Raw genomic sequence first — 19357 nt, 5'->3', positions numbered from 1 at the left:
CGAGCTGCAGCCGTTTCGCGTGTAGCATTGTACCGCAGTTGGTGCCGCCAGCGACTCGCCATGCAGGGAATGCGTGCGAACCGCATGGCTTGTGCCCTGCGGATGGGAAGAGGTGCGTCAGGGGACGCACCCTACGAAGCGCTCAAGAGCAGTGGTACACGACGGGGAGGGCCGCGCGGGCTGAAGGCCACGGCTCGCAGGATGGAAGCGGGGTCTGTACGATGTTCCTGGTCGCTTCATGTTGCAGCCGGTTGAGCGTTGGATATGGGAATCGCAAAAGAAGGACTCGGGCTGATTCTGATAAGCGGGGTGGTGCTCGGCGCCTTGGCGCTGGGCATCGGATATGTCCACTGGGCGCCGGCGATCGTGCCGGTGGTTGCGTGGCTGGCGATCGTGGCATTCTTCCGCGACCCGCCGCGAGCGGCGACGGTGGTTGACGGGGAGTTCTGCGCGCCAGCGGACGGCCGGGTGACGGAAATCACCGAGATCGAAGACTGCGAAGGAATCGAAGGGCCGGCGCTGCGGATCGGCATTTTCCTGAGCCTGTTCGATGTGCACATCAACCGGGCGCCGATCGCCGGGACGGTGCGGTCGGTGGCGCACAGGCCGGGGACGTTTCTGGATGCACGCGATGCGCGATCGGGAGCGCAAAACGAAGCGGTAACGCTGGTGCTGGAGCCAAAGGGGGGCATTCCCGGGCCGGTGATCGTGCGGCAGGTGGCGGGGTTGGTGGCGCGGCGGATCGTGTGTCGCGTGGGCGTGGGTGACGGACTGGCGGCCGGGGAGCGGTTCGGGCTGATCAAATTCGGATCGCGGACGGAGTTGATTATTCCGCGGCGGCCAACGACCGAAGTTCTGGTAGCGATCGGTCGGCAGGTATACGCCGGCCGGACCATCATGGTGAGGCAAGCCATCACCGCGACGGAGAGTGCGTAACCATGCTTCGGGACCAACGGCAGACCGAGCGGGACAAGCGTCGTATTGAGCGCGTGCGGAGGCGATCGCGGCGGCTGCGCTCGCTGGCGTTTCTTCCGACGCTGATCACGCTGGGGAACCTGATCTGCGGGTTCGCGGCGATCTACTTCGGATTGCGATCGTTGTATGAGTTCGGTGCGGGGTTGCATCCGGGGTACGCGCCGAAACTTCCGGGCGGGATGCTGGAGCGGCTGCTGCCGTCGTTCCTGTCGGTCGGGGCGGGAATGGTCCTGCTGGGGATGATTCTGGACATGTTCGACGGGCTGGTGGCGCGGGCGACGCGAAGCACGACGAACTTCGGCGGGCAGCTCGATTCGCTGGCGGACGTGGTGACATGCGGCGTAGCGCCGGCGATGCTGATGATCGCGTTCATGACGCAGGAGTTGGCGGGTGATGCGATCGTTCCGTCGCCCATCAGCGAACACCTGCTGGGGCGGGTATCGTGGCTGGCGGCGGCGGTGTACGTGGCGTTCGCGGCGGTGCGGCTGGCCCGGTACAACGTGGAGCATGCGGAGGTCGATTTCGATCCGAAGGTGTTTCGCGGGTTGCCGAGTCCGGGGGCGGCGGCGATCGTGGTCTCGCTGATTCTGCTGCAGGATCAGCTCGGGGTAACGGGCCGGCATGTCGTGGCGTATGCGCTGCCGGCGCTGGCGGTGGCGTCGGCGTGCCTGATGGTGAGTCGCATCCCCTACCGGCGGTTCTATCGCGCCTATCTGCTGGGACGGACGCCGGTGTGGCAGCTCCTTTCCATCGTGCTGCTGGTGGCGGTGTTCTTCTCGTTCAAGGCGCCGACGCTGGTGGCGCTGGCGCTGTGGTACGGGGCGAGCGGTCCGGTGTGGATGCTGGCGAGGAAGATGCGGACGGGGACGACGAGTGTCAAGGTGGTGGCATCTGCAAGTGACGAGCAGCGGAGGCAGGCGTAGGAGTAGCCACGAAGCGACGAAGCCACGGAGCCACGAAGGGGGAAGAAAGAAGAAGGCACGAAGCGGGGAAGTAGGAACGGGCAACGGGAAGAAGAGAGCCACGAAGCGACGAAGCCACGGAGCCACGAAGGGGAAGAAAGAAGAAGGCACGAGGCGGGGAAGTGGGAACAGGCAACGGGCAACAGGAAGAGGCGATCGCTGACGCTCTGGAAAGATCGGGGCGGAAGAGTGGGAGGGCATGCGAATAGCGTGACCTACCAAACCAGAGGCGGACACGGCCGGGCTCGACGTAGGAGCATGGCGGCGCCCGCCTGCGGCGAGCTTGGCCATGCCACCCTTCAGGTCATCCCGATTGAGGTCCGGGATGTTCGTGGTACACTCCGCGATTCGGTCGCGCGGGCTGTCGCGGCCGTTTCAAGTAATAAATTGAGGGGAATCACACTTGAGCGCTTCGTCGCAACAGAATGTTCGCGTCCGTTTTGCTCCGTCGCCGACGGGGTACCTGCACGTGGGGGGAGCGCGGACGGTGCTCTTCAACTGGCTGCTGGCCCGACAGGCGGGCGGGAAGCTCGTGCTGCGCATCGAGGACACCGATCAGAATCGGCACGTCGAGGACTCGGTGAGCAAGATTCTCGACGATCTGCGCTGGCTGGGCATGACGTGGGACGAGGGGCCGGAGGCGGGCGGGGACTTCGGCCCTTACTTCCAAAGCCAGCGGCTGGAGATCTACAATCGCTACGCGCAGAAGCTGCTGGAAGCGGGGAAAGCGTACTACGCGCTAGAAACACCGGAGGAACTGGCGGCGATGCGCGAGGCATCGCGGACGCGCACGGGGGGATTCCGGTATCCGCGGCCGAGCCCGTTGCCGACGATCGAGCAGGGACTGGCGGCGCTGAAGGCGGGCCGGCCTGCGGTCGTGCGGTTCATGATGCCCGGACGGGACATCGTGGTGCGGGACGACATCCTTGGCGAAGTCACCATGCCGGCGGATCAGCTCGAGGATTTCGTGATCGTCAAGAGCGACGGGTATCCGACGTACCACTTCGCGTGCGTGATCGACGACGCGCTGATGGAAATCACGCACGTGCTGCGCGGGCAGGAGCACCTGATGAATACGCCGCGGCACGTGGCGCTTCAGGAGGCGATGGCATTCCCGACGCCGCGCTACGCGCATTTGCCGGTCATCTTCAACATGGACGGCACAAAGATGAGCAAACGCGATAAGGAGAAGGCGCTGCGCGAGGGTCGGGTTCCGCCGGAGATTGAGGTGCATGATTTCCGGGCGAGCGGGTACCTGCCGGAGGCGCTGATCAACTTTCTGGCGCTGCTGGGGTGGTCGGCCGGGGATGATCGCGAGCGGTATACGTTGGAAGAGCTGGTCGAGGCGTTTCGTGTGGAGCGGATCGGGCGGACGAATGCGAAGTTCGATCGGGAGAAGCTGCTGGCGTTCAACACGCAGTGGGGACAGACGCTGCCGGCGGAACGGTTGGGGGCGGCGCTGCGAGACTACGCGGAGGTGAATGGATCGCCGATGGCCGAGGCGGATGACGCGCTGCTGGCACGCATCGGGGAGGCGTGCCGAGGGTTCCGCACGCTGCGCGACGTGGAGAACAAGGTGGCGTTCCTGTTCGACGCGGATGAGGCGATCGAGTTCGATCCGAAGGCCGTGAAGAAGGTGCTGGAGAAGAACGAGGGTGAGGGGTATCGCGTGCTGGAGGCGCTGCTGCCGGAGCTTGAGGCGCTGGGGGATTGGTCGGCGGCGTCAGTCGAGCGGTTCATGGAGGAGGTCTGCCGGAAGCGCGACGTGCAGCTCGGCAAGGTGGCCCAGCCGGTGCGCGTGGCGGTGACGGGAACGACGATCAGCCCGTCGATCCACGACACGCTGGCGCTGCTGGGGAGGGAGCGGACACTCAAGCGCCTGCGGCGGTGCATCGCCGAACGACAAACCATTTAGGTACGCGAACTGTAGGCCCTGCAAGGGCATAGATTCATCGGCGCGGAGGATCCTACCATGCTGGATGACTGGCTGAGCGGACCGTTGTGCCCCAACCTTGAGATTGGTCCGTGGGGTCTGCGCCTATTCTGGTGGTCGCGGATCGGAAACTGTCTCACGCTCATGGGTCCAGTTACTATTGTCATCGAGCTCCTGGGCGCTGATCGCTTGCGGGACCTTTCTGAAAGTGCTCGCGCGCGATGCCGTTATAAATGGGAGGGAGTTGTGGACAACTTTGCTGAGGGAGCCAGACTGGGATTACTCCTAGTTCTTGCGAGCGCGGCGATCGTAGCTATTCTTGCAGTGTTGGGAAGTGTCCTGGGACGCGGCAATACCCTTACCCTTGTGGCAGTCTGTGCGACCATGTTGGTAATTCTTGGTGTTGGGTTCGGAATACCTTTCGCAGCGGCCTTAATCACCAGTGTTCCTTCCTTCGGTTTCTTCCTGTTCTTCGGTTTCGCAAGTTTCGCCCTCGGCCGACCCATGTTGGCGATCGCGGCAAAGGTCTTCACGTTCTGCACTATCCTGATGGGCTTCTGTATCGATATGTTAGCCTCCTAACTAAGCAAGGAGACAGAAGCGGATTGTGCGGGGTTAGTCGCCGCAACTATTCTGGACAGTTCGTCTCAACTTGAGCGGAGCGGTAGACGGCAAAGGAAGACGGCCTGTGGCTCGCTGAACTTATTCGAACTCATTTGCGGCCGGTTCGGTCTTGTCGTCGACCTTTTGCTGGGTGGATTTCTCGCCGTCGGCGGTGAAGAGGATGGGCTCGTCATCGATGCGGGCCAGCAGGTGGCAGGGACGGCGCCAGACGCGCTGGACTTCCTTGAGGGTGGCCACGGCGTACTTGATGTCCAGGTCGGCGCCGATGTGCTTGTGGGCGAGGTAGAGCTCGCCGCGGTTGCGGTAGTTGGCGTCCATGACGTAGATGTACGGCTGGGCGTGGTTGCTCAGCATGAAGAGCATCTGCTGTTTGATCTTGTCGAAGTCGCGGTTGACCACGACCATCTTGCCGGTGCTGGGGTCGTAGCGGTAGTGGTAGAGCTTCTGGTCCTCGGCGAACTCGGGGGTGAGGAATTCGTCGAGGAAGGTCACGTCGTTGTACAGCGCGCGGACTTCGTAAATCTTCTGCCGGCCGGGGGAATCCTTGCCGACCACGCGGCCTTTCGGCTCGCGGTCTTTGCCCCATTCGCGGCGGGTCTGCATGTCGTCGCAGGCGTCGTACTCGGGACCGTAGCGGCCGGTGTTCCAGCGGCGCTCGACGTCGCGGAGCAGCTCGATGCCCACCTTGTAGGGGTTGAGCCGGCCGGGGCTAGTGGCGAGCGTGCCGGAGTGGTGCTCGCAGTAGTCGATGAGCTCGGCGTCGCTGAGGACGTAGCGGGTCATGATGGTGGAGTGCCAGTAGCTGGCCCAGCCTTCGTTGAGGATCTTGGTCTGGCCCTGGGGGGCGAAGTAGTAGGCTTCCTCGCGAATGATGGAGAGGACGTCGGCCTCCCAGTCCTGGAGCGGGGCGTACTTGAGCAGGAAGCCGAGCACGTCGCGGCGCGGTGATTCCGGGAAGGACGTGCGGGTCTTCTCTTCTTTCTGCTGCTCGACCTCGCGCTCCCTGGCGAGGCGCTCCGGCGGGTTGATGTAGCGGTCCATGTAGCTCTTGGCCGGAAAGCGCGTGGCCGTTTCGACCTTCTCAGGTTTCTTGCTCTGCTCCTCGCGCTTGCGGCGGACCTCGGTGCGATCGGGCTCGCGGCGCATGAAGACGGAGTGGGGATCGATGAGGTTGTCCAGGGCGAGGTAGGTGTCGATGAGGCGCTCGACCTTTTCGACGCCGTGGCGTTCCATATAGCGGCGGACACGGGTGGCGTGGTTGGCCATCTCGTCGATCATGCGGCGGTTGGTGCGGCTGAACCAGTAGTTGTTCTTGAAGAAGTCGCAGTGGGCGTAGACGTGGGCGATGACGGTCTTGTGATCGACCATCATGTTGTCGTTGAGCAGATAGGCGTAGCAGGGGTCGTTGTTGATGACCATTTCGTAGATGCGACCCAAGCCGTAGCGATGCTGCTTGCGGAGTTTTTCGTACTCCATTCCGAAGCGCCAGTGGGGGTAGCGCTGGGGAAATCCGCCGTAGGCCGCGACCTGGGACATCTCCTCGGAGCTGAGCATCTCGAAAATGGTGGGATAGAAATCGAGGCCTTCCCGCCGAGCGTACTCGGCGATGATTTCGGCCTGTTCGGCGATCTCCCTGGGCAAGGTGCGGTTCATGGCGCTATCGGTACCCGGCTATCGTCCGGGGGAGAAAAAGGTCTTGATGCTGTCGTAAATGTCGTCCTTATTGTTCACCCGACTGGTGATGACGGCCTCGAGGTCGCGAAGCTGCTCGTGCACGACGTTGATGAAGTTGCCCGTGCCGTAGGCGCTGGCTACCTGGCAGTATCCGAAAAGGTTGAGTGACGGCAGCAGGTGCTCGCGCAGGAGGGCGCAGCACTCGCGGCTGTCGGACTCGCTGCTGTTGTCGCCGTCGGAGAAGTGGAACAGGTAGATGTTCCAGTCCAGCGGGGAGTAGTGACGATCGATGACATCCTTGGCCAGGCGGAAAGCGCTGCTGATGCGCGTACCGCCATCCTCACGGATGCGGAAGAAGGTCTCACGATCGACCTCGCCGGCGCGGACATCGTGAACGATGTAGCGGCTCTCGATGCCCTGGTAGTTGCGGCGGAGCCAGGCGTCGATCCAAAAGGCCTCCAGACGCACGAGCTCCTTCTGCTCGTCGCCCATGGAGCCGGAGACGTCCATCATGTAAATGATGAGGGCGTTGGACTGCGGGCTGAGGACGGTGCGCCAGCTCCGATAGATCTTGTCGCGGCGCTCAAAGATGATCCGCGGCGTCTCGGGGTCGTAAAGACCTGACATGATCTGGCGGCGGAGGGCGCGCCGAAACGTGCGCTTGAAGTGGCGGAGGGACTCGGGCCCGGCCTGGCGGATGCCCGTGTAGCGGTCGCGCTCGGCGGTGATGCGGTGTTTGCCGCGGGGCTTGATGCGGGGGAGCTTGAGCTCCTCGCCGAGGATGTCGGCCAGTTCGTCGAGGCTGATATCGACCTCGAGGATGTGGCGGCCTTCGCCCTCGCCGCCGGGGCCGACGCCGCCCTCGCCGTCGACACCGTCGCCGGGCTTGCCTTCACCCTTGCCGACGCCCGCGTCGTTGTTGTCGCCGTAGCGGAAATGCGGGGTGTCGATGCCCTTGACGGGAATGCTGATGAGCTTCTTGCCCTCGCGACCGAGCAGCTCCCCGCGGGTGAGGAACTTCCGCAGGTCGTCACGGATCTTACCCTTGACGATCTTGCGGAAGCGCTGATGGTCGGTGTTGATCTGGAGGATCATGGCTTAACCAAGGCAACAGCCCAAAGGCAATAGGCAATGGGCAATAGGCAATAGAAAACGAAACCCACCGATTACTTTTCTGAGGAATTCCGTATGGACTCCGAAAGCCCGAACAGAACGCGATGAAGCTCAGTCGCCGCCAAATCAACTTCTCTTGCGAGCTCAACGCCGATCATTTCCAGTTCGTGCGCAAGCACTGCCTGGGTCTCAACTTCACAAAGGGAACCGCGGGCCACATCAAGGAAACGCAAATAGTCCTGCGTACGTCTGCGACCGTAGCCTTCGGCAATGTTTGAAGGAATCGAAACGGCGGCCCGGCGAATCTGGGCGGTCAAGCCGAACCGTTCCCGATCGGGAAACTCAGAGGAGATCCGATACACCAACTTGCACAAGTGTATTGCCTTCTGCCAGGCGACCAAGTCCCGGTATGAACGAATCTCTCCCACACTGTTCCTCCCCTACTGCCTATTGCCCATTGCCTATTGCCTTTCTTCTGTTGCCTACTCCTTATCCTTCGTGTCGCCGCGGGCGAAAATGCTGGCCACGTAGTTGAGGACGTCGGTGGCGCTGGTCTCATTGTACCCGAAGTACTTGATGAGTCGCTGCTTGACCACGTCGATCTTGGCCTGGGTCTCATCGTCGACCACGCCAGAGACCACGTTCTTCAATTTGATCGTGTCGCGCTGATCTTCGAACAACTTGAGCTCGAGGGCCTTGTGCAGCCGGGCGTTCGTGTGGTATTCGAACTTCTTGCCATCGAGCGAAAGGGCGCCGATGTAGTTCATGATTTCCTGACGGAAATCGTCCTTGCGGCTGTCGGGGATATCGATCTTCTCCTCGATGGAGCGCATGAGCCGCTCGTCGGGCGGTTCGTCCCGGCCGGTGTACTTGTTGCGCACCTTCTCGTGCTGGGTGTAGGCGCGGACGTTCTCGATGTAGTTGCCGCAGAGGCGGGTGATGGCGTCCTCGTCGGCGCTGATGGCCCGCTGGACCTCACTCTTGAGAACGTCCTCGTACTCCTCGCGAACCATGCCCAGCAGTTCCTTGCAGCGCGTGCGCTGTTCCTCGTCGGTCATCAGGCTGTGGTGCGAGAGGCCGTTTTCCAGCTCGTTCATGAGCATGAACGGGTTGATGCACTTTTCGCGGATGGCCTGGTCGCTGACCAGCGAGTTCGACAGTTTGTCCTGGATGTAACGCGGGCTGATGCCCTGCATGCCCTCGCGCGGGGCTTCGTCGCGCAGCTCGCGGACGGAGTCCTCGGTGAAGTTGGGGATGCTCTTGCCGTTGTACAGCTTGAGCTTCTGCATGAGCGTCAGGCCGGCTTTCTTGGGCTCCTCGATGCGGGTGAGCACCGCCCACATGGCCGCCATCTCGATGGTGTGCGGGGCGATGTGGATGCCGCGGATGCGCTCCTTGTTGAAGTCCTTTTCATAGATGGCAATCTCATTGTCGAGCCGGGTGTTGTAGGGCACGTCGATCTTGATGGTGCGGTCGCGGAAGGCTTCCATGAGTTCGTTGCTCTGGAGCTTCTTGTACTCCGGCTCGTTGGTGTGCCCGATAATGACCTCGTCGATGTGGGTCTGGGCGAACTTCTTGGGCTTGATCACGTGCTCCTGCGACGCGCCCAGCAGATCGTAGAGGAAGGCCACGTCGAGCTTGAGGACCTCGATGAACTCGCAGACGCCGCGGTTGGCGATGTTGAGCTCGCCGTCGAAGTTGAAGGCCCGCGGATCGCTGTCGCTGCCGTACTCGGCGATCTTGCGGTAGTTGATGTCGCCGGTAAGCTCGGTGGAGTCCTGGTTCTTCTCGTCCTTGGGCTGGAACGTGCCGATGCCCACGCGGTCCTTCTCGCTGAGGATGAGGCGGCGGACGCGGACGTGCTGGAGCACCTGCCGCCAGTCGCCGTCATACTTGACCAGCAGGTCCTCGAACATCCGGCGGCAGAAGGGGTCGAGGGCGCCTTCGATGCGGACCTGGCGTCCTTCCTCCGCGTTCTCATTGATCTGCTTGAGCACGGCCTTGCGCGCTTCCACGGGGATGAGCTTGAGCGGCTCCTCGTGCATGGGGCAGCGGAAGGTGAGGGGGCGACCCTGGTCATCCTCCACGTGCCAGGTGAAGGTGTAGAGGGCGCCTTCCTCCAGGCGGGAGTAATACTCCAGACCTTTCTTGAGCAGTCGGGCAATGGTGCTCTTGGAGGAGCCCACGGGGCCGTGGAGCAGGAGGATGCGACGCTCCGTACCGTAGCCATGGGCGGCGGACTTGAAGAAGTCCACGAGGTTCATGAGCGGACGGTCGAGGCCGAAGATGGCGTCGGCCCCGTGGTCGATGGGGTCCGCGAAGAAATTGTATCGGACGAGCTCCTCGCGCATCCACATGTAGCGCTCGAAGCCGAAGTGCATGATCATGTCGTAGACGCGCTGGAAGGCGTTCCGGGCGACGCGCGGATTGCGCGTGACGAGGTCCAGGTACTCCTCGAAGGTTCCTTCCCAATGCTGCTCGCGGAAGCGGTCAGCGCTGACATGCTCGCCGACGAGGGCGAGGAGATCGTTGGCACTGGTCATTGCCGTTCATCCTCCGGGTTTTTTCGGACGTGCGAGCCGGCTCCGGGCGGAAGGAGTCGTACGGCGCGGCACGTCGACCAATTTCGTTTTCGTACACCGCCTTCGCGGATGGGATGGCGGCGCTTATCGCCCCGCTGGCCAAATGCCATGGGCGCCGAGAAAGGCATCACTACGTCCGAAAAATCGTAGATGCCGCTGACCGCGAAGTCAAAGAAACGGCGCCCAAGTCCCAGCGGATGCACGAGTAACGACAGTTCGAGACTCTGACGTCGACCTCGCGCACTCATTTGCCTATCGGTCATGCGGCTGGGCCGAGTTTGCAGTTTCCGGGCTGATCCTTGGGGAGGGGCGTGAGGCCGGCGTCTATGCGGACGTCGCAGAAGGAGCCATCTCCGCGATTCGCCCGCGCAGGGTGGCGAGGACGGCGGCCGGGTCTGGCGCGCCGAGCACGGCGCCGCAAACGCAGAGACAGCATGCTCCGGCGGAGAGCACCGCCCCGGCGTTGGACGGGTCGATTCCGCCGATGGCCACGACGGGGAGTCCCGTTCGCCCGACGGCATGCACCAGAAGCGGCGGACCCGCGATGTGATCCTGCGGTTTTGTCGCCGTGGCGAACATCGGCCCGACGGCGATGTAGTCGGGCGCTTCGAGGATGGCGCGGTCGACCTGCCCCGGCGTGTGCGTGCTCCGGCCGAGGACCATGTGAGGATGCAACACCCGGCGGGCATCGGCGACGGCGAGATCGTCCTGGCCGAGGTGCACGCCATCGGCCTGGGAAAGAACGGCGATATCCGGCCGGTCGTTGACGATGAAGATCGTCCCGTGGTCGCGGCACAGGGCGGCGAGTCGGCGAGCACGGGCAAGGAGCTCCGCGTCCGCGAGGTTTTTTTCACGCAACTGGAGGACGTCGACGCCCGCCCGAACGAGATTCTGCGCGACGGTCCACCAATCGCCGGCACAATACGCCTCAGTCAGGATCACGTAGAGGCGCGCGGTGCCGAATCGCGCCCGGGCGCGATGGGTCACGGCCAGACGACGATCCAGATCGTAAGTCCGGTAGCGGAGCGCCTCGACGCGGCGGGCGAATTCGGGCTCGATCGTCTTGGCGTATTCCTCGATGACGCGGAGTGCTTCAGTGAGGCGCTTGCCTGCGGCAACGGCCACGTCGGCACTGTTGGTGCGCAGATACTCCCCGGATCCCGCGACAGTCGTACCGACGTCGCCGACCGTGTCGCGGCAGATGGTGATCGCCGACGTCAGATCGCGGGGAAAGATGGCGGCCAATTCGTGGCGAGCGTCTTTCATGGCCGCGCTGAGGGAGGCGTCATCGAGGACGAAGCGTGCGAAGTCTTCCATGACACGAAGGGCCTCGCGGGCGCGGTTGAAATTGGCATCAAGCATGCGGCACACGGCCGGATCGAACATGAGCGGTTCTCGCATGGAAGCGGCCTCGGGCGGCGTACCTGCGGCGACACCAGAGTATTATCGCGCCTCGTCGTGGGGCAAGTCGGCGAGCGGACAACCGGCACATCGGGCCCGCGATCGGCAATGGCGCTTGCCCACGGCGACGATCAGGGCGTGGAACTCGTTGAAGAACCGGGCGACGGGAATCTCCCGCGGCGTCCGAACCGGCTTCAAATCCACGTCGTCAAGATAGGCCCGATGAAACAGGCTCTGGACGTCCTGATAGGTCGCGCTGTCATTAATCCAACCGTGACGCCGCAGGACGCGGCGGGTGTAGGCGTCGACCACGAACGTCGCCCGGCCGAGCGCGTACAGCAGAATCGCGTCGGCGGTCTCGGGACCGATACCGGGCACGGCCAGAAGCCACGCCCGTGCGGCGGAAGGATCGACGTCGGCTAGGGCTTCGATGCACCCGTCGAGTTCCCGGACGACTCGCCCGGCGAGTTCCTTCAGCCGCCGCGCCTTCACGCGAAATGTGCCGGAAGATCGAATCAAGTCGGCCAGCTCGCTTTCCGTCAGCGCATGGAGGCGATGCCAGGCAAGGGCGCCTGCACCCTTTAGCCGGGCGATGGCCCGCTCGACGTTTGTCCATGCGGTGTTCTGCGTGAGGATGGCGCCAACGGCGATTTCGGTGGGCGTCTCCCCAGGCCACCATTGCTGCGGGCCCCAGGCGCGCCAGAGACGATCGTACACGGCGTCGAATTCGTGACGGGACGGATGTCCAAACCCGGGAGGACTACCGCTGCGAGCAAGGGACGCCGGTGATCCCGGCTTGCGCCTCACGGTGACGCGCGGCTGTCGCCGAATGGATTGGCGCTCGTGCCTAATGATATCACATCCTGTGCGGCGCGTCGTGAAATCATCCCGGACGGCTTGCGGGCCGCGTCGAAGTTGCCAACATAATCGCGTGGCGAAACCCAAGAAAGCCCAACGACCGCCCAAGCCGCAGCGCGGACTCCTTGCCCGCCCGCTGGACAGTCTCGTTTTCCTGCTGCCGCTGATCATTTTTTTTCAGGTTGCGTTCCTGATCTACCCGGATGCGCTGGCGGCGCAACCGCAGCGGGTCATCGCGTTCAAGCTCGTGCAGCGTTTCTTCGACCTCTTCGGGCAGTTCGGGATGTGGGCGCCCGCGCTGGCGATCGTCGTGATCCTGCTGTCCACGCACGCCGCATCCCGCGAGCCCTGGACCGTGCATCTCAACCAGGTGAGCCTGATGTACGCCGAGGCGATGTTCCTGGCCGTCCCGCTCCTCGTCCTGAACTGGGCGATTCCACTTTCGTCGCTGGGGACGGCGCCGGCGATTGCGGACCAGGGTCCAACGGTCATCGAGACCATTGCGCTCGGCATCGGGGCGGGCGTGTACGAAGAGCTGATCTTCCGGCTGTTCCTGATCTCGATCATCATGATGATCGGCGTGGACCTGCTCAATTCACCCACGTCCATGGTTGCGGTGATCGCGGTGGGCATCTCGGCACTGGTGTTCGCCGCGCATCATCATCCGCCGCTGGGCGAGGAGCCGTTCGAGTTGGGACGGTTCGTGTTTCGAACCATGGCGGGCGTCTACCTGGCGCTGGTGTTCTGGTTCCGGGGATACGGACCGGCCGCGGGTTGCCACGCGGCGTACAACGTCGCGTTGGCGCTTTCGGCATGAGAAAAAGGGCGTAGACTGCTACGCCCCTACCAGTTCGAGTCTGCCTCAAAGCGACTACGGCATCAGTTCGGCCGAGCTTGGCGGTGTGGGGCATTGGCTCAGCGTGGCGAAGGGATAGAACTCCCTTCCGGTACCGACCGCGAAGGCCTTGGCGGCCGCGAGGATATCCACTCCATTTACCACACCGTCGGGGAACTCGGGGGCCAGATCGCCGCGCGTCACATGCAGCGAGCCTGTCGCGTGCTGGAACGTATCCACCAGGGCCGTCAGATCGTAGCCGGTCACAAAGTTATCCGGGGCGCGCCAGTCGTAGAGGGGCGTTGGCGGCGTGGTTGGCGAAGGGTCCATGATTTCCTTGGCACCCACGACGTCTCCCCATTGGCGATTGTCGCCGGGCGGATCGGTGGTGTAGAGCGCCAGCGGTTGCGAGAGATTCATACCGTCGAGCGTGGCGAATACCTCGTAGTAGAAAGCCGTGTTCTTGAGCTGGGGCTGAATGAGGCAGCCTTTAACGTGAAACAGATCGACCGCGCCGGTGTCCTGGTAAATCAGATACGGGTCCGAAACGAGGGCCGTGATGGCTTCCCCGGCCCGGAGGCCTGTCGCGGGCAAAGGGACGCTAACGCTGAATGCCTGAGCCTGGCTGTAGCCCCGGCGCACGAGGTAGGCGACCGGCTGCCCGGCGTAAGCGGGATTGGGTGCAAACGAGATATAGCGGTTCTTCCGCTGAATTCCGACGAAATCGTTGGAGGGCAGGAGGGGTGATGACGGTGGCTCTGCGAGCAGCGCATCGTACGAGAACTGGAAGACCGCGCCTGTATTGCATTGCGTGGCATAGTTGCAGCCCGCATCGTCATACGGAGCGGACACAAGCAATTCGTCGCCCACGACTTCGAGATAAGTGGTACTTTGGATCAGGGGGAACGGCGAGACGGCCTCTCGACGAACGACCCAGTGGTCGTCCGATTGATCCTGAGGTGTTCCCCAGGCATCTAACTCGTAGATCCGGAGCGCCCCACCGTAATATCCCTGAAGTTTGTCCATGGTCGCCAGCAGCAAATCGTCATGCAGTTTAAACTGGACTACACCGCCCGTATGGATGGCGACGCCGGACTGCGACCAGGTTCCTTCGAGGTCGAACGTGAATATGGCGGGATCTATTGAGAAGCCCGCAGTAGCGGCAACCCGACTCCCGCCAATAACGACGTTCTTGCCAACGAATCCATACGAACCTGCAACGCCATTAATGATCAGCCTTTGAAAAGCGGACCACGTGTCATCCGACAAATCGGTCGTGCCGTGATCGTATCTCCGAAACATGAACACCGCGCCAGATGACCCCTGCCAGTGTTTATTATACGGAGCCCCAACCGCCAGCCAGTCGCCTTCCAAGTCAATGGACTCGCCGAAGCGACTTCCGCTACCGGCATCAGCCCAGGGCAGAAGCTTCTGGGCCTGCGTCCAGGTGTCGTCTGACAAATCGCCCGGTGTTCCTGCGTCATTCCGCCGATACATGTAAACAGCACCGGCATTGCAGTCCGGGTCCGTCACGCATTCGGTATCGTCCCCAGGAGCGGATACGGCGATCCAATCGGATGAAACCGAAACGCGTGATCCAAAATCCTGCCCGTCGTGGCCGTCACTCGCGACGAGTTGGGCCATCAGCGGCCAGGAATCGTCCGTGGGCTGGCCGGGCGTCCCGGCGTTATCCCGCCAGTAGACCACCGCCGCTTCCTCGAGCTCGCGACCTTCGACAAACAAGTCACCGTGAATGGCAATCTCCAGCGTGTTGCCTTCGCCGACCGCGAAGGTCAGCCACTGTCCGTCCGACTTCTCCATAACAAACGTCTTATGAAGGTTCAAATTGGCCGTTAGGGCCAGGACCCCGAGACGCTGGCCGTCGGACACGAGCTTGCTGCCGAACTTGAAGTTGGTGGTGTTCTCCGGCGGGGATATCCGCCCGCTGTCGTGGACGAAATCATAGGGATACGGCGGGGCTGCCAGGACAATGGACGGCAAGACAAGCGCGATAAGGTAAGGCGCAGAACAGAAATGACGTTTCATCGGTTTTCCTCCGTGAGGAAGATGTGACGGAATCTGCGACCCGAATGCCCTGAAGCCGTCGACGAGTATACCACAGGTCCTCCCATTGAGGCCAGTCAAGAGACAGAGGATTGGCTGGAAGGGCGAAATGCGAAGATGGGAGACGGAATGATTGTTTGCGTGCCCAATTGGGCGGATAGATGGTTCACTTGCTCCGCTCGTACACGATTCTTCCGTTCATAATTGTTAAGAAAGGCTTCGTCCCGGAGATGTTCTCCGGGGGGATCGTCAGGATATCCCGGTCCAGAATGACCAGATCGGCCAGCTTGCCGGGCTCGATGGTGCCGAGTTCCTTGGCGCGATGAATCGCCTTGGGGGGCGAGACCGTGTAGGCGCGGAGGGCTTTTTCGACATCGATGGAGTGGTCCTCGAGCCAGACCTTGCCATCGAGGGTGCGGGCGTTGACGGCCGAGTCCATGCCGGCGAAGGGATCGAGCGTGACCACAGGCCAATCGCTGCCGAAGCAGAGCAGGGCTCCCGCGTCGAGCAGTTGACGATAGGCGTAGGAGCCGCGGAGGCGCTCCTTGCCCAGGCGGTCTTCGGCATAGCGCCCGTCATCGGCCTTGTGGTACGGCTGCATGGATGCCACGACGCCGAGGCGGGAGAACCGGGGGATATCTTCGAGCAGCAGGTGCTGAGCGTGTTCGACGCGGTGGCCGATTGCGCTGCCGCCGCTTGGCGGGCCGCATCGCTCGTACACGTCGAGAATACGGTGGTTGGCCTCGTCACCGATGGCGTGAACCGCCATCTGCAGGCCGCGCTTGTTCACGGCTTCCGCGGAGTGGAGAAGCTGCTCGCGATCGACGGCGAAGGCGGTCAACTGGCCTCGCGGATAGGGTGTGGCCGACGGAGCGTCGGCGTACGGCTCGCGCATGTAGGCCGTGCGACTGCCGAGCGATCCGTCCATGTAGCCCTTGAGTCCGGCAACGCGAAACACGGGACCAGTGTATTGTTTTGCGAGCGCGGCGACTTCGTCAACGTGTTCGAGCCAGTCTTCCCACTGGATGTACGAGGTGATGCGGACGGTGAGATCGTTCCGCGCGGCGAGGTCGGCGAAGACGGGAACGTCGGCCGGGTCGCTCATGTCGTGAACGGAAGTGATCCCGTGGGCGTTGGCGTGACGCATGGCGCGGCGCAGGGCCTCGGCGCGTTCCCGGGAGGAAGGCGGCGGGATGTGCTGCGACACGAGGTCCATCGCGGATTCCTTGAGGATGCCAGTCGGTTCACGGGTAACGGGGTCGCGTTCGATCTCGCCGCCGACGGGATCGCGGGGGCCGTCGGCATTGATGCCGGCGATACGCAGCGCGGCCGAGTTCGCGAGCGCCTGATGCCCGTCCATTCGCGAAAGAAACACTGGCGTTTCACCGGTGACCGGGTCCAGCCAGTAGCGCGTGGGCTGTTCCCGTTTGGTCCAGCTTTCGACGCTCCATCGGCCGCCCTGGACCCACTGACCGCGAGGCAGTTCCTTCGCAGCGGCAGCGACGGCTTCGATGAACGACTTCTTTTCCTTGACTTCGCGCAGTTCGAGCCGGCCAAGCTGAAAGCCCCCGCCGACGATGTGCGTGTGACTGTCGGTGATGCCGGGAATGACCCGTTTGCCGCCGGCGTCAATCACGCGCGTGATCTTCGAGATGAACGAGCGGACGTCGTCATCGCGGCCGACGGCGACGATCCGGCCGCCGCTGATGGCGATCGCCGAGGGTTGCTGCTCCCCTGCTTGTGCATCGCCTGCGATACCGGTCCAAACGCGGGCATTGACGATTACCAGATCAGCAGACGGCTTTTTCGGCAACTCGGGCTGTGCCCAGGTAATCCCGGCGAGAATCAGAACTGCCGCAGACGACTTCATGAGCTGTAGGGCACTCAAGGTCTGGACTCCGATACGGGCGGACGGCGCGAAGGGCTCACGATTGATCGAACCCGATTTCTAGAGAGTAGTCGGCGAGGCGGACTATGTCAGCCCGGCAATGTCGGGCAGACGGCCCGTGCGGTCGGCGTGAATGACGCGTATACTCCCCCTCCGGTCAGGCGACGGCCGAAAGACGGCTTTCGTCCGAGCCGCCACCGTTGCGGAGCGTGATCTTGTCCCAAGACCACGATGAACATGCCGAGGCAGGGCCCAGCCACAGGGCGCAACTTTGTCCGCTCTGCGAACGCCGTTTGCTCCGCGCCGCCCATTGCAAGCTTGTGTGCGACGGGTGCGGATACGTGGAGAGCTGTGAGGACAATTTCGTCCCCAACCAGATGAATCCCGACGATCAGCGGAAGGATCAGGACAGCCGGTAGTAGAAGCGGCACGCTCGCGGACACCAGAACGATGCCTCTACCTGTGCGACGCAAGGAATCACACGACGCTTTCGTTCTGCGAGGGGGCAGGATCATCGATCCGGCGTCAAGGCGAGATGAGATCGGTGACCTGGCGATTGTGGATGGACGCGTTGCAGGGTCGGCGCCGGCCGGGGCGCTGGAGCTGGATGCGTCGCGGTGGATTGTGGCGCCGGGGTTCTGGGACATTCACGTTCATCTCCGAGAGCCGGGGCAGACGCACAAGGAGTGTATTGCCACCGGGACAGCCGCGGCTGCGGCGGGCGGGTTCACGGTGGTCGCCTGCATGCCGAATACGACGCCGCCGATCGACTCGGCAGAGGTCGTGCGGCAGGTGACCACCGAAGCCCGGCGGTGCGACAATTGCGAGGTGCTCCCCATCGCCGCAATCACGCGCGGTCGGGAGGGGCGAGAAGTTACCGACTTTGACGCCCTGCTCGAGGCCGGCGCGGTTGCCTTCAGCGACGACGGTACCGGCGTGGAAGACGACGAGGTAATGGCCGAGGCATTCCGACGGGCCGCAAGAACGGGCGCAGTGCTGATCCAACATTGTGAATACCGGGCATTGTCCGCGGGGGGCGTGATGCACGCCGGAGCGGTCTCCCGAAGGCTGGGGCTGCCGGGGCTGGATCCTCGCTCGGAAGAGGCCATGATCGAGCGCGATCTTCGGCTGTGCGCAGAAACGGACGGTCGGTACCATGTAGCGCATATCTCGACGGCGCGGGCGGTGGAGATGGTCCGGCGGGCCAAACGAGAGGGTATTCCGGTTACGGCCGAGGTTACGCCGCACCATTTGTCACTGACGCACGAGGCCTGCCTGGGGGCGGATCCCAATACGAAGATGCACCCGCCTCTTCGGACCGCGGAGGATGTTGCAGCGTGCCGGGAGGGGCTCTTGGACGGGACGATCGACGCTGTGGCCACGGACCATGCTCCGCACACGGCGGAAGAGAAGGGACGGGGGTTCCCGGCCGCCCCGCCGGGGATCGTTGGGCTGGAAACGGCGATCGGGGTGACGGCGGAGGCGATGTTCAGCGGCGAGCCGGCAGATTGGGCGAAGCTGGTGCGATGGTTCACGACCGGGCCGGCCGCAGTGCTGGGAAGGCGGTTGCCAGCGCTGACGGTGGGAAATCCGGCGGAAATCACGATTCTGGCACCCGATCGGGTTTGGCGGGTTGAGCCGGACCAGTTCCACTCCCGAAGTCGGAACACGCCGTTCGGGGGTCGGACGCTGCTGGGGCAAGCTGTGGGGACAATTTGCGGCCGATCGATAAACTTCTTGTAATATTGATTTTACAGCGCGATGCTTGCTCCCAAGGTGCTCCCCATTGAGCATTGGGAAGCGCCGATTCTGCTTGACGATTTTCAAGTCTGTGTTACACTTGATACACCCTTGCCGAACCCGGGCCGGTCAGGATGCCCAGCGCCCACTGCTGGAATCCCTCGGCGAGGAAGCGACGCAGGCGCCGCGTCGACGGCACACGCCGGAAAGGATCACGCCATGAATACTTCCGACCACGAAACATCCTCGACCAGTACGGGTGCGAGCCGTTATTCGAGTGGCAAGAACGCGCTCGTTGACGACCGGCGCTCCTTCGAACGAACCGCCCGGCCGCTCGAATTGCAGTTGATCGGATGCGGCTGCGGGGATGTCGCCCATTGCAACGTTCGTAACATCAGCGAAGGCGGCGTGTTCGTCGTGATTCCGCCCGGTCAGGAAGTCACCGTCGGACAGCGCTACGATCTGCGCCTGATCGGAAGGGGCACCCTGGCTGCGATGGACGACACGGACTGGAGTGCCACGGTGATCCGCACGGAACGCATTGCCCAGGCATCGCCGGGGGCAATCGGGGCAGCCATGCGATTCGACCAGCCGATCTACCTGTAAGCGCGGCGCTGGTCTGTCAGTGTTATTCCTTGTAATCGTCACGCCTGTTAATTCTTGACAATCCACAAGCGTGCGGAAGAAAGATGGTGCATCGGGGGATGC

16 protein-coding genes are annotated in these 19357 nt (G+C 63.0%); 8 read left to right on the top strand and 8 right to left on the bottom strand.

The genetic code is table 11. The annotated features are described in order from the left end of the window. The first annotated feature begins 264 nt into the window (after positions 1 to 264). The 4 genes from J5J06_07825 to J5J06_07810 all read left to right on the top strand — a co-directional run bounded on the left by J5J06_07825 (position 265) and on the right by J5J06_07810 (position 4452). Positions 265 to 936, top strand: coding sequence for a phosphatidylserine decarboxylase family protein (locus tag J5J06_07825; protein MCO6436980.1), 672 nt, complete (start codon positions 265 to 267; stop codon positions 934 to 936). Positions 937 to 938: 2 nt separating this feature from the next. Continuing rightward, positions 939 to 1898, top strand: a complete 960-nt coding sequence (locus J5J06_07820) for a CDP-alcohol phosphatidyltransferase family protein (protein MCO6436979.1) — start codon at positions 939 to 941, stop codon at positions 1896 to 1898. Between the two features lie 442 nt (positions 1899 to 2340). Further along, positions 2341 to 3852, top strand: coding sequence for a glutamate--tRNA ligase (locus J5J06_07815; protein ID MCO6436978.1), 1512 nt, complete (start codon positions 2341 to 2343; stop codon positions 3850 to 3852). 57 nt (positions 3853 to 3909) lie between these two features. After that, the gene (locus J5J06_07810; protein ID MCO6436977.1) at positions 3910 to 4452 is read left to right on the top strand and encodes a hypothetical protein; all 543 of its coding nucleotides are present in this window, start codon (positions 3910 to 3912) and stop codon (positions 4450 to 4452) included. A 120-nt stretch (positions 4453 to 4572) separates the two neighbouring features. On the opposite strand, the gene J5J06_07805 is transcribed toward J5J06_07810, so the two are convergent. From J5J06_07805 to J5J06_07780, 6 genes are all read right to left on the bottom strand, one after another. Next, on the bottom strand, positions 4573 to 6147 hold the full coding sequence (locus J5J06_07805) for a SpoVR family protein (protein MCO6436976.1): 1575 nt from the start codon (positions 6145 to 6147) through the stop codon (positions 4573 to 4575). An 18-nt stretch (positions 6148 to 6165) separates the two neighbouring features. Continuing rightward, complete coding sequence (locus tag J5J06_07800) at positions 6166 to 7263, bottom strand: DUF444 family protein (protein MCO6436975.1); 1098 nt, start codon at positions 7261 to 7263, stop codon at positions 6166 to 6168. Between the two features lie 71 nt (positions 7264 to 7334). Next, the gene (locus J5J06_07795; GenBank protein ID MCO6436974.1) at positions 7335 to 7700 is read right to left on the bottom strand and encodes a four helix bundle protein; all 366 of its coding nucleotides are present in this window, start codon (positions 7698 to 7700) and stop codon (positions 7335 to 7337) included. Between the two features lie 63 nt (positions 7701 to 7763). Beyond that, positions 7764 to 9824 (bottom strand): serine protein kinase, encoded by a 2061-nt coding sequence (locus J5J06_07790; protein ID MCO6436973.1) that lies wholly within the window; start codon positions 9822 to 9824, stop codon positions 7764 to 7766. A gap of 363 nt (positions 9825 to 10187) precedes the next feature. Beyond that, positions 10188 to 11264, bottom strand: a complete 1077-nt coding sequence (locus J5J06_07785) for a thiamine phosphate synthase (protein MCO6436972.1) — start codon at positions 11262 to 11264, stop codon at positions 10188 to 10190. Between the two features lie 42 nt (positions 11265 to 11306). Then, positions 11307 to 12293 (bottom strand): hypothetical protein, encoded by a 987-nt coding sequence (locus J5J06_07780; GenBank protein MCO6436971.1) that lies wholly within the window; start codon positions 12291 to 12293, stop codon positions 11307 to 11309. A 76-nt stretch (positions 12294 to 12369) separates the two neighbouring features. Here J5J06_07780 and J5J06_07775 point away from each other — a divergent pair, with 76 nt between their 5' ends. After that, positions 12370 to 12939, top strand: a complete 570-nt coding sequence (locus J5J06_07775; GenBank protein MCO6436970.1) for a CPBP family intramembrane metalloprotease — start codon at positions 12370 to 12372, stop codon at positions 12937 to 12939. Positions 12940 to 12993: 54 nt separating this feature from the next. On the opposite strand, the gene J5J06_07770 is transcribed toward J5J06_07775, so the two are convergent. Together J5J06_07770 and J5J06_07765 are read right to left on the bottom strand one after the other, a co-directional pair. After that, positions 12994 to 15003, bottom strand: a complete 2010-nt coding sequence (locus J5J06_07770; protein MCO6436969.1) for an FG-GAP repeat protein — start codon at positions 15001 to 15003, stop codon at positions 12994 to 12996. A gap of 184 nt (positions 15004 to 15187) precedes the next feature. After that, positions 15188 to 16909, bottom strand: a complete 1722-nt coding sequence (locus tag J5J06_07765) for an amidohydrolase (protein MCO6436968.1) — start codon at positions 16907 to 16909, stop codon at positions 15188 to 15190. Between the two features lie 215 nt (positions 16910 to 17124). On the opposite strand from J5J06_07765, the gene J5J06_07760 reads away from it, so the two are divergent. The 3 genes from J5J06_07760 to J5J06_07750 all read left to right on the top strand — a co-directional run bounded on the left by J5J06_07760 (position 17125) and on the right by J5J06_07750 (position 19255). After that, positions 17125 to 17328 carry a hypothetical protein gene (locus J5J06_07760; protein MCO6436967.1) on the top strand — a complete coding sequence of 68 codons (204 nt, stop codon included), beginning with the start codon at positions 17125 to 17127 and terminating at the stop codon, positions 17326 to 17328. A gap of 31 nt (positions 17329 to 17359) precedes the next feature. Then, the gene (locus J5J06_07755) at positions 17360 to 18652 is read left to right on the top strand and encodes a dihydroorotase (GenBank protein MCO6436966.1); all 1293 of its coding nucleotides are present in this window, start codon (positions 17360 to 17362) and stop codon (positions 18650 to 18652) included. Positions 18653 to 18868: 216 nt separating this feature from the next. Further along, positions 18869 to 19255, top strand: a complete 387-nt coding sequence (locus J5J06_07750; protein ID MCO6436965.1) for a PilZ domain-containing protein — start codon at positions 18869 to 18871, stop codon at positions 19253 to 19255. Positions 19256 to 19357: the final 102 nt, after the last annotated feature.

The organism is Phycisphaerae bacterium (genome assembly GCA_024102815.1).
Taxonomy (GTDB): domain Bacteria; phylum Planctomycetota; class Phycisphaerae; order UBA1845; family UBA1845; genus JAGFJJ01.
Note: the sequence above shows the minus strand (reverse complement) of the source record. Positions and strands in the feature narration are given on the sequence as shown.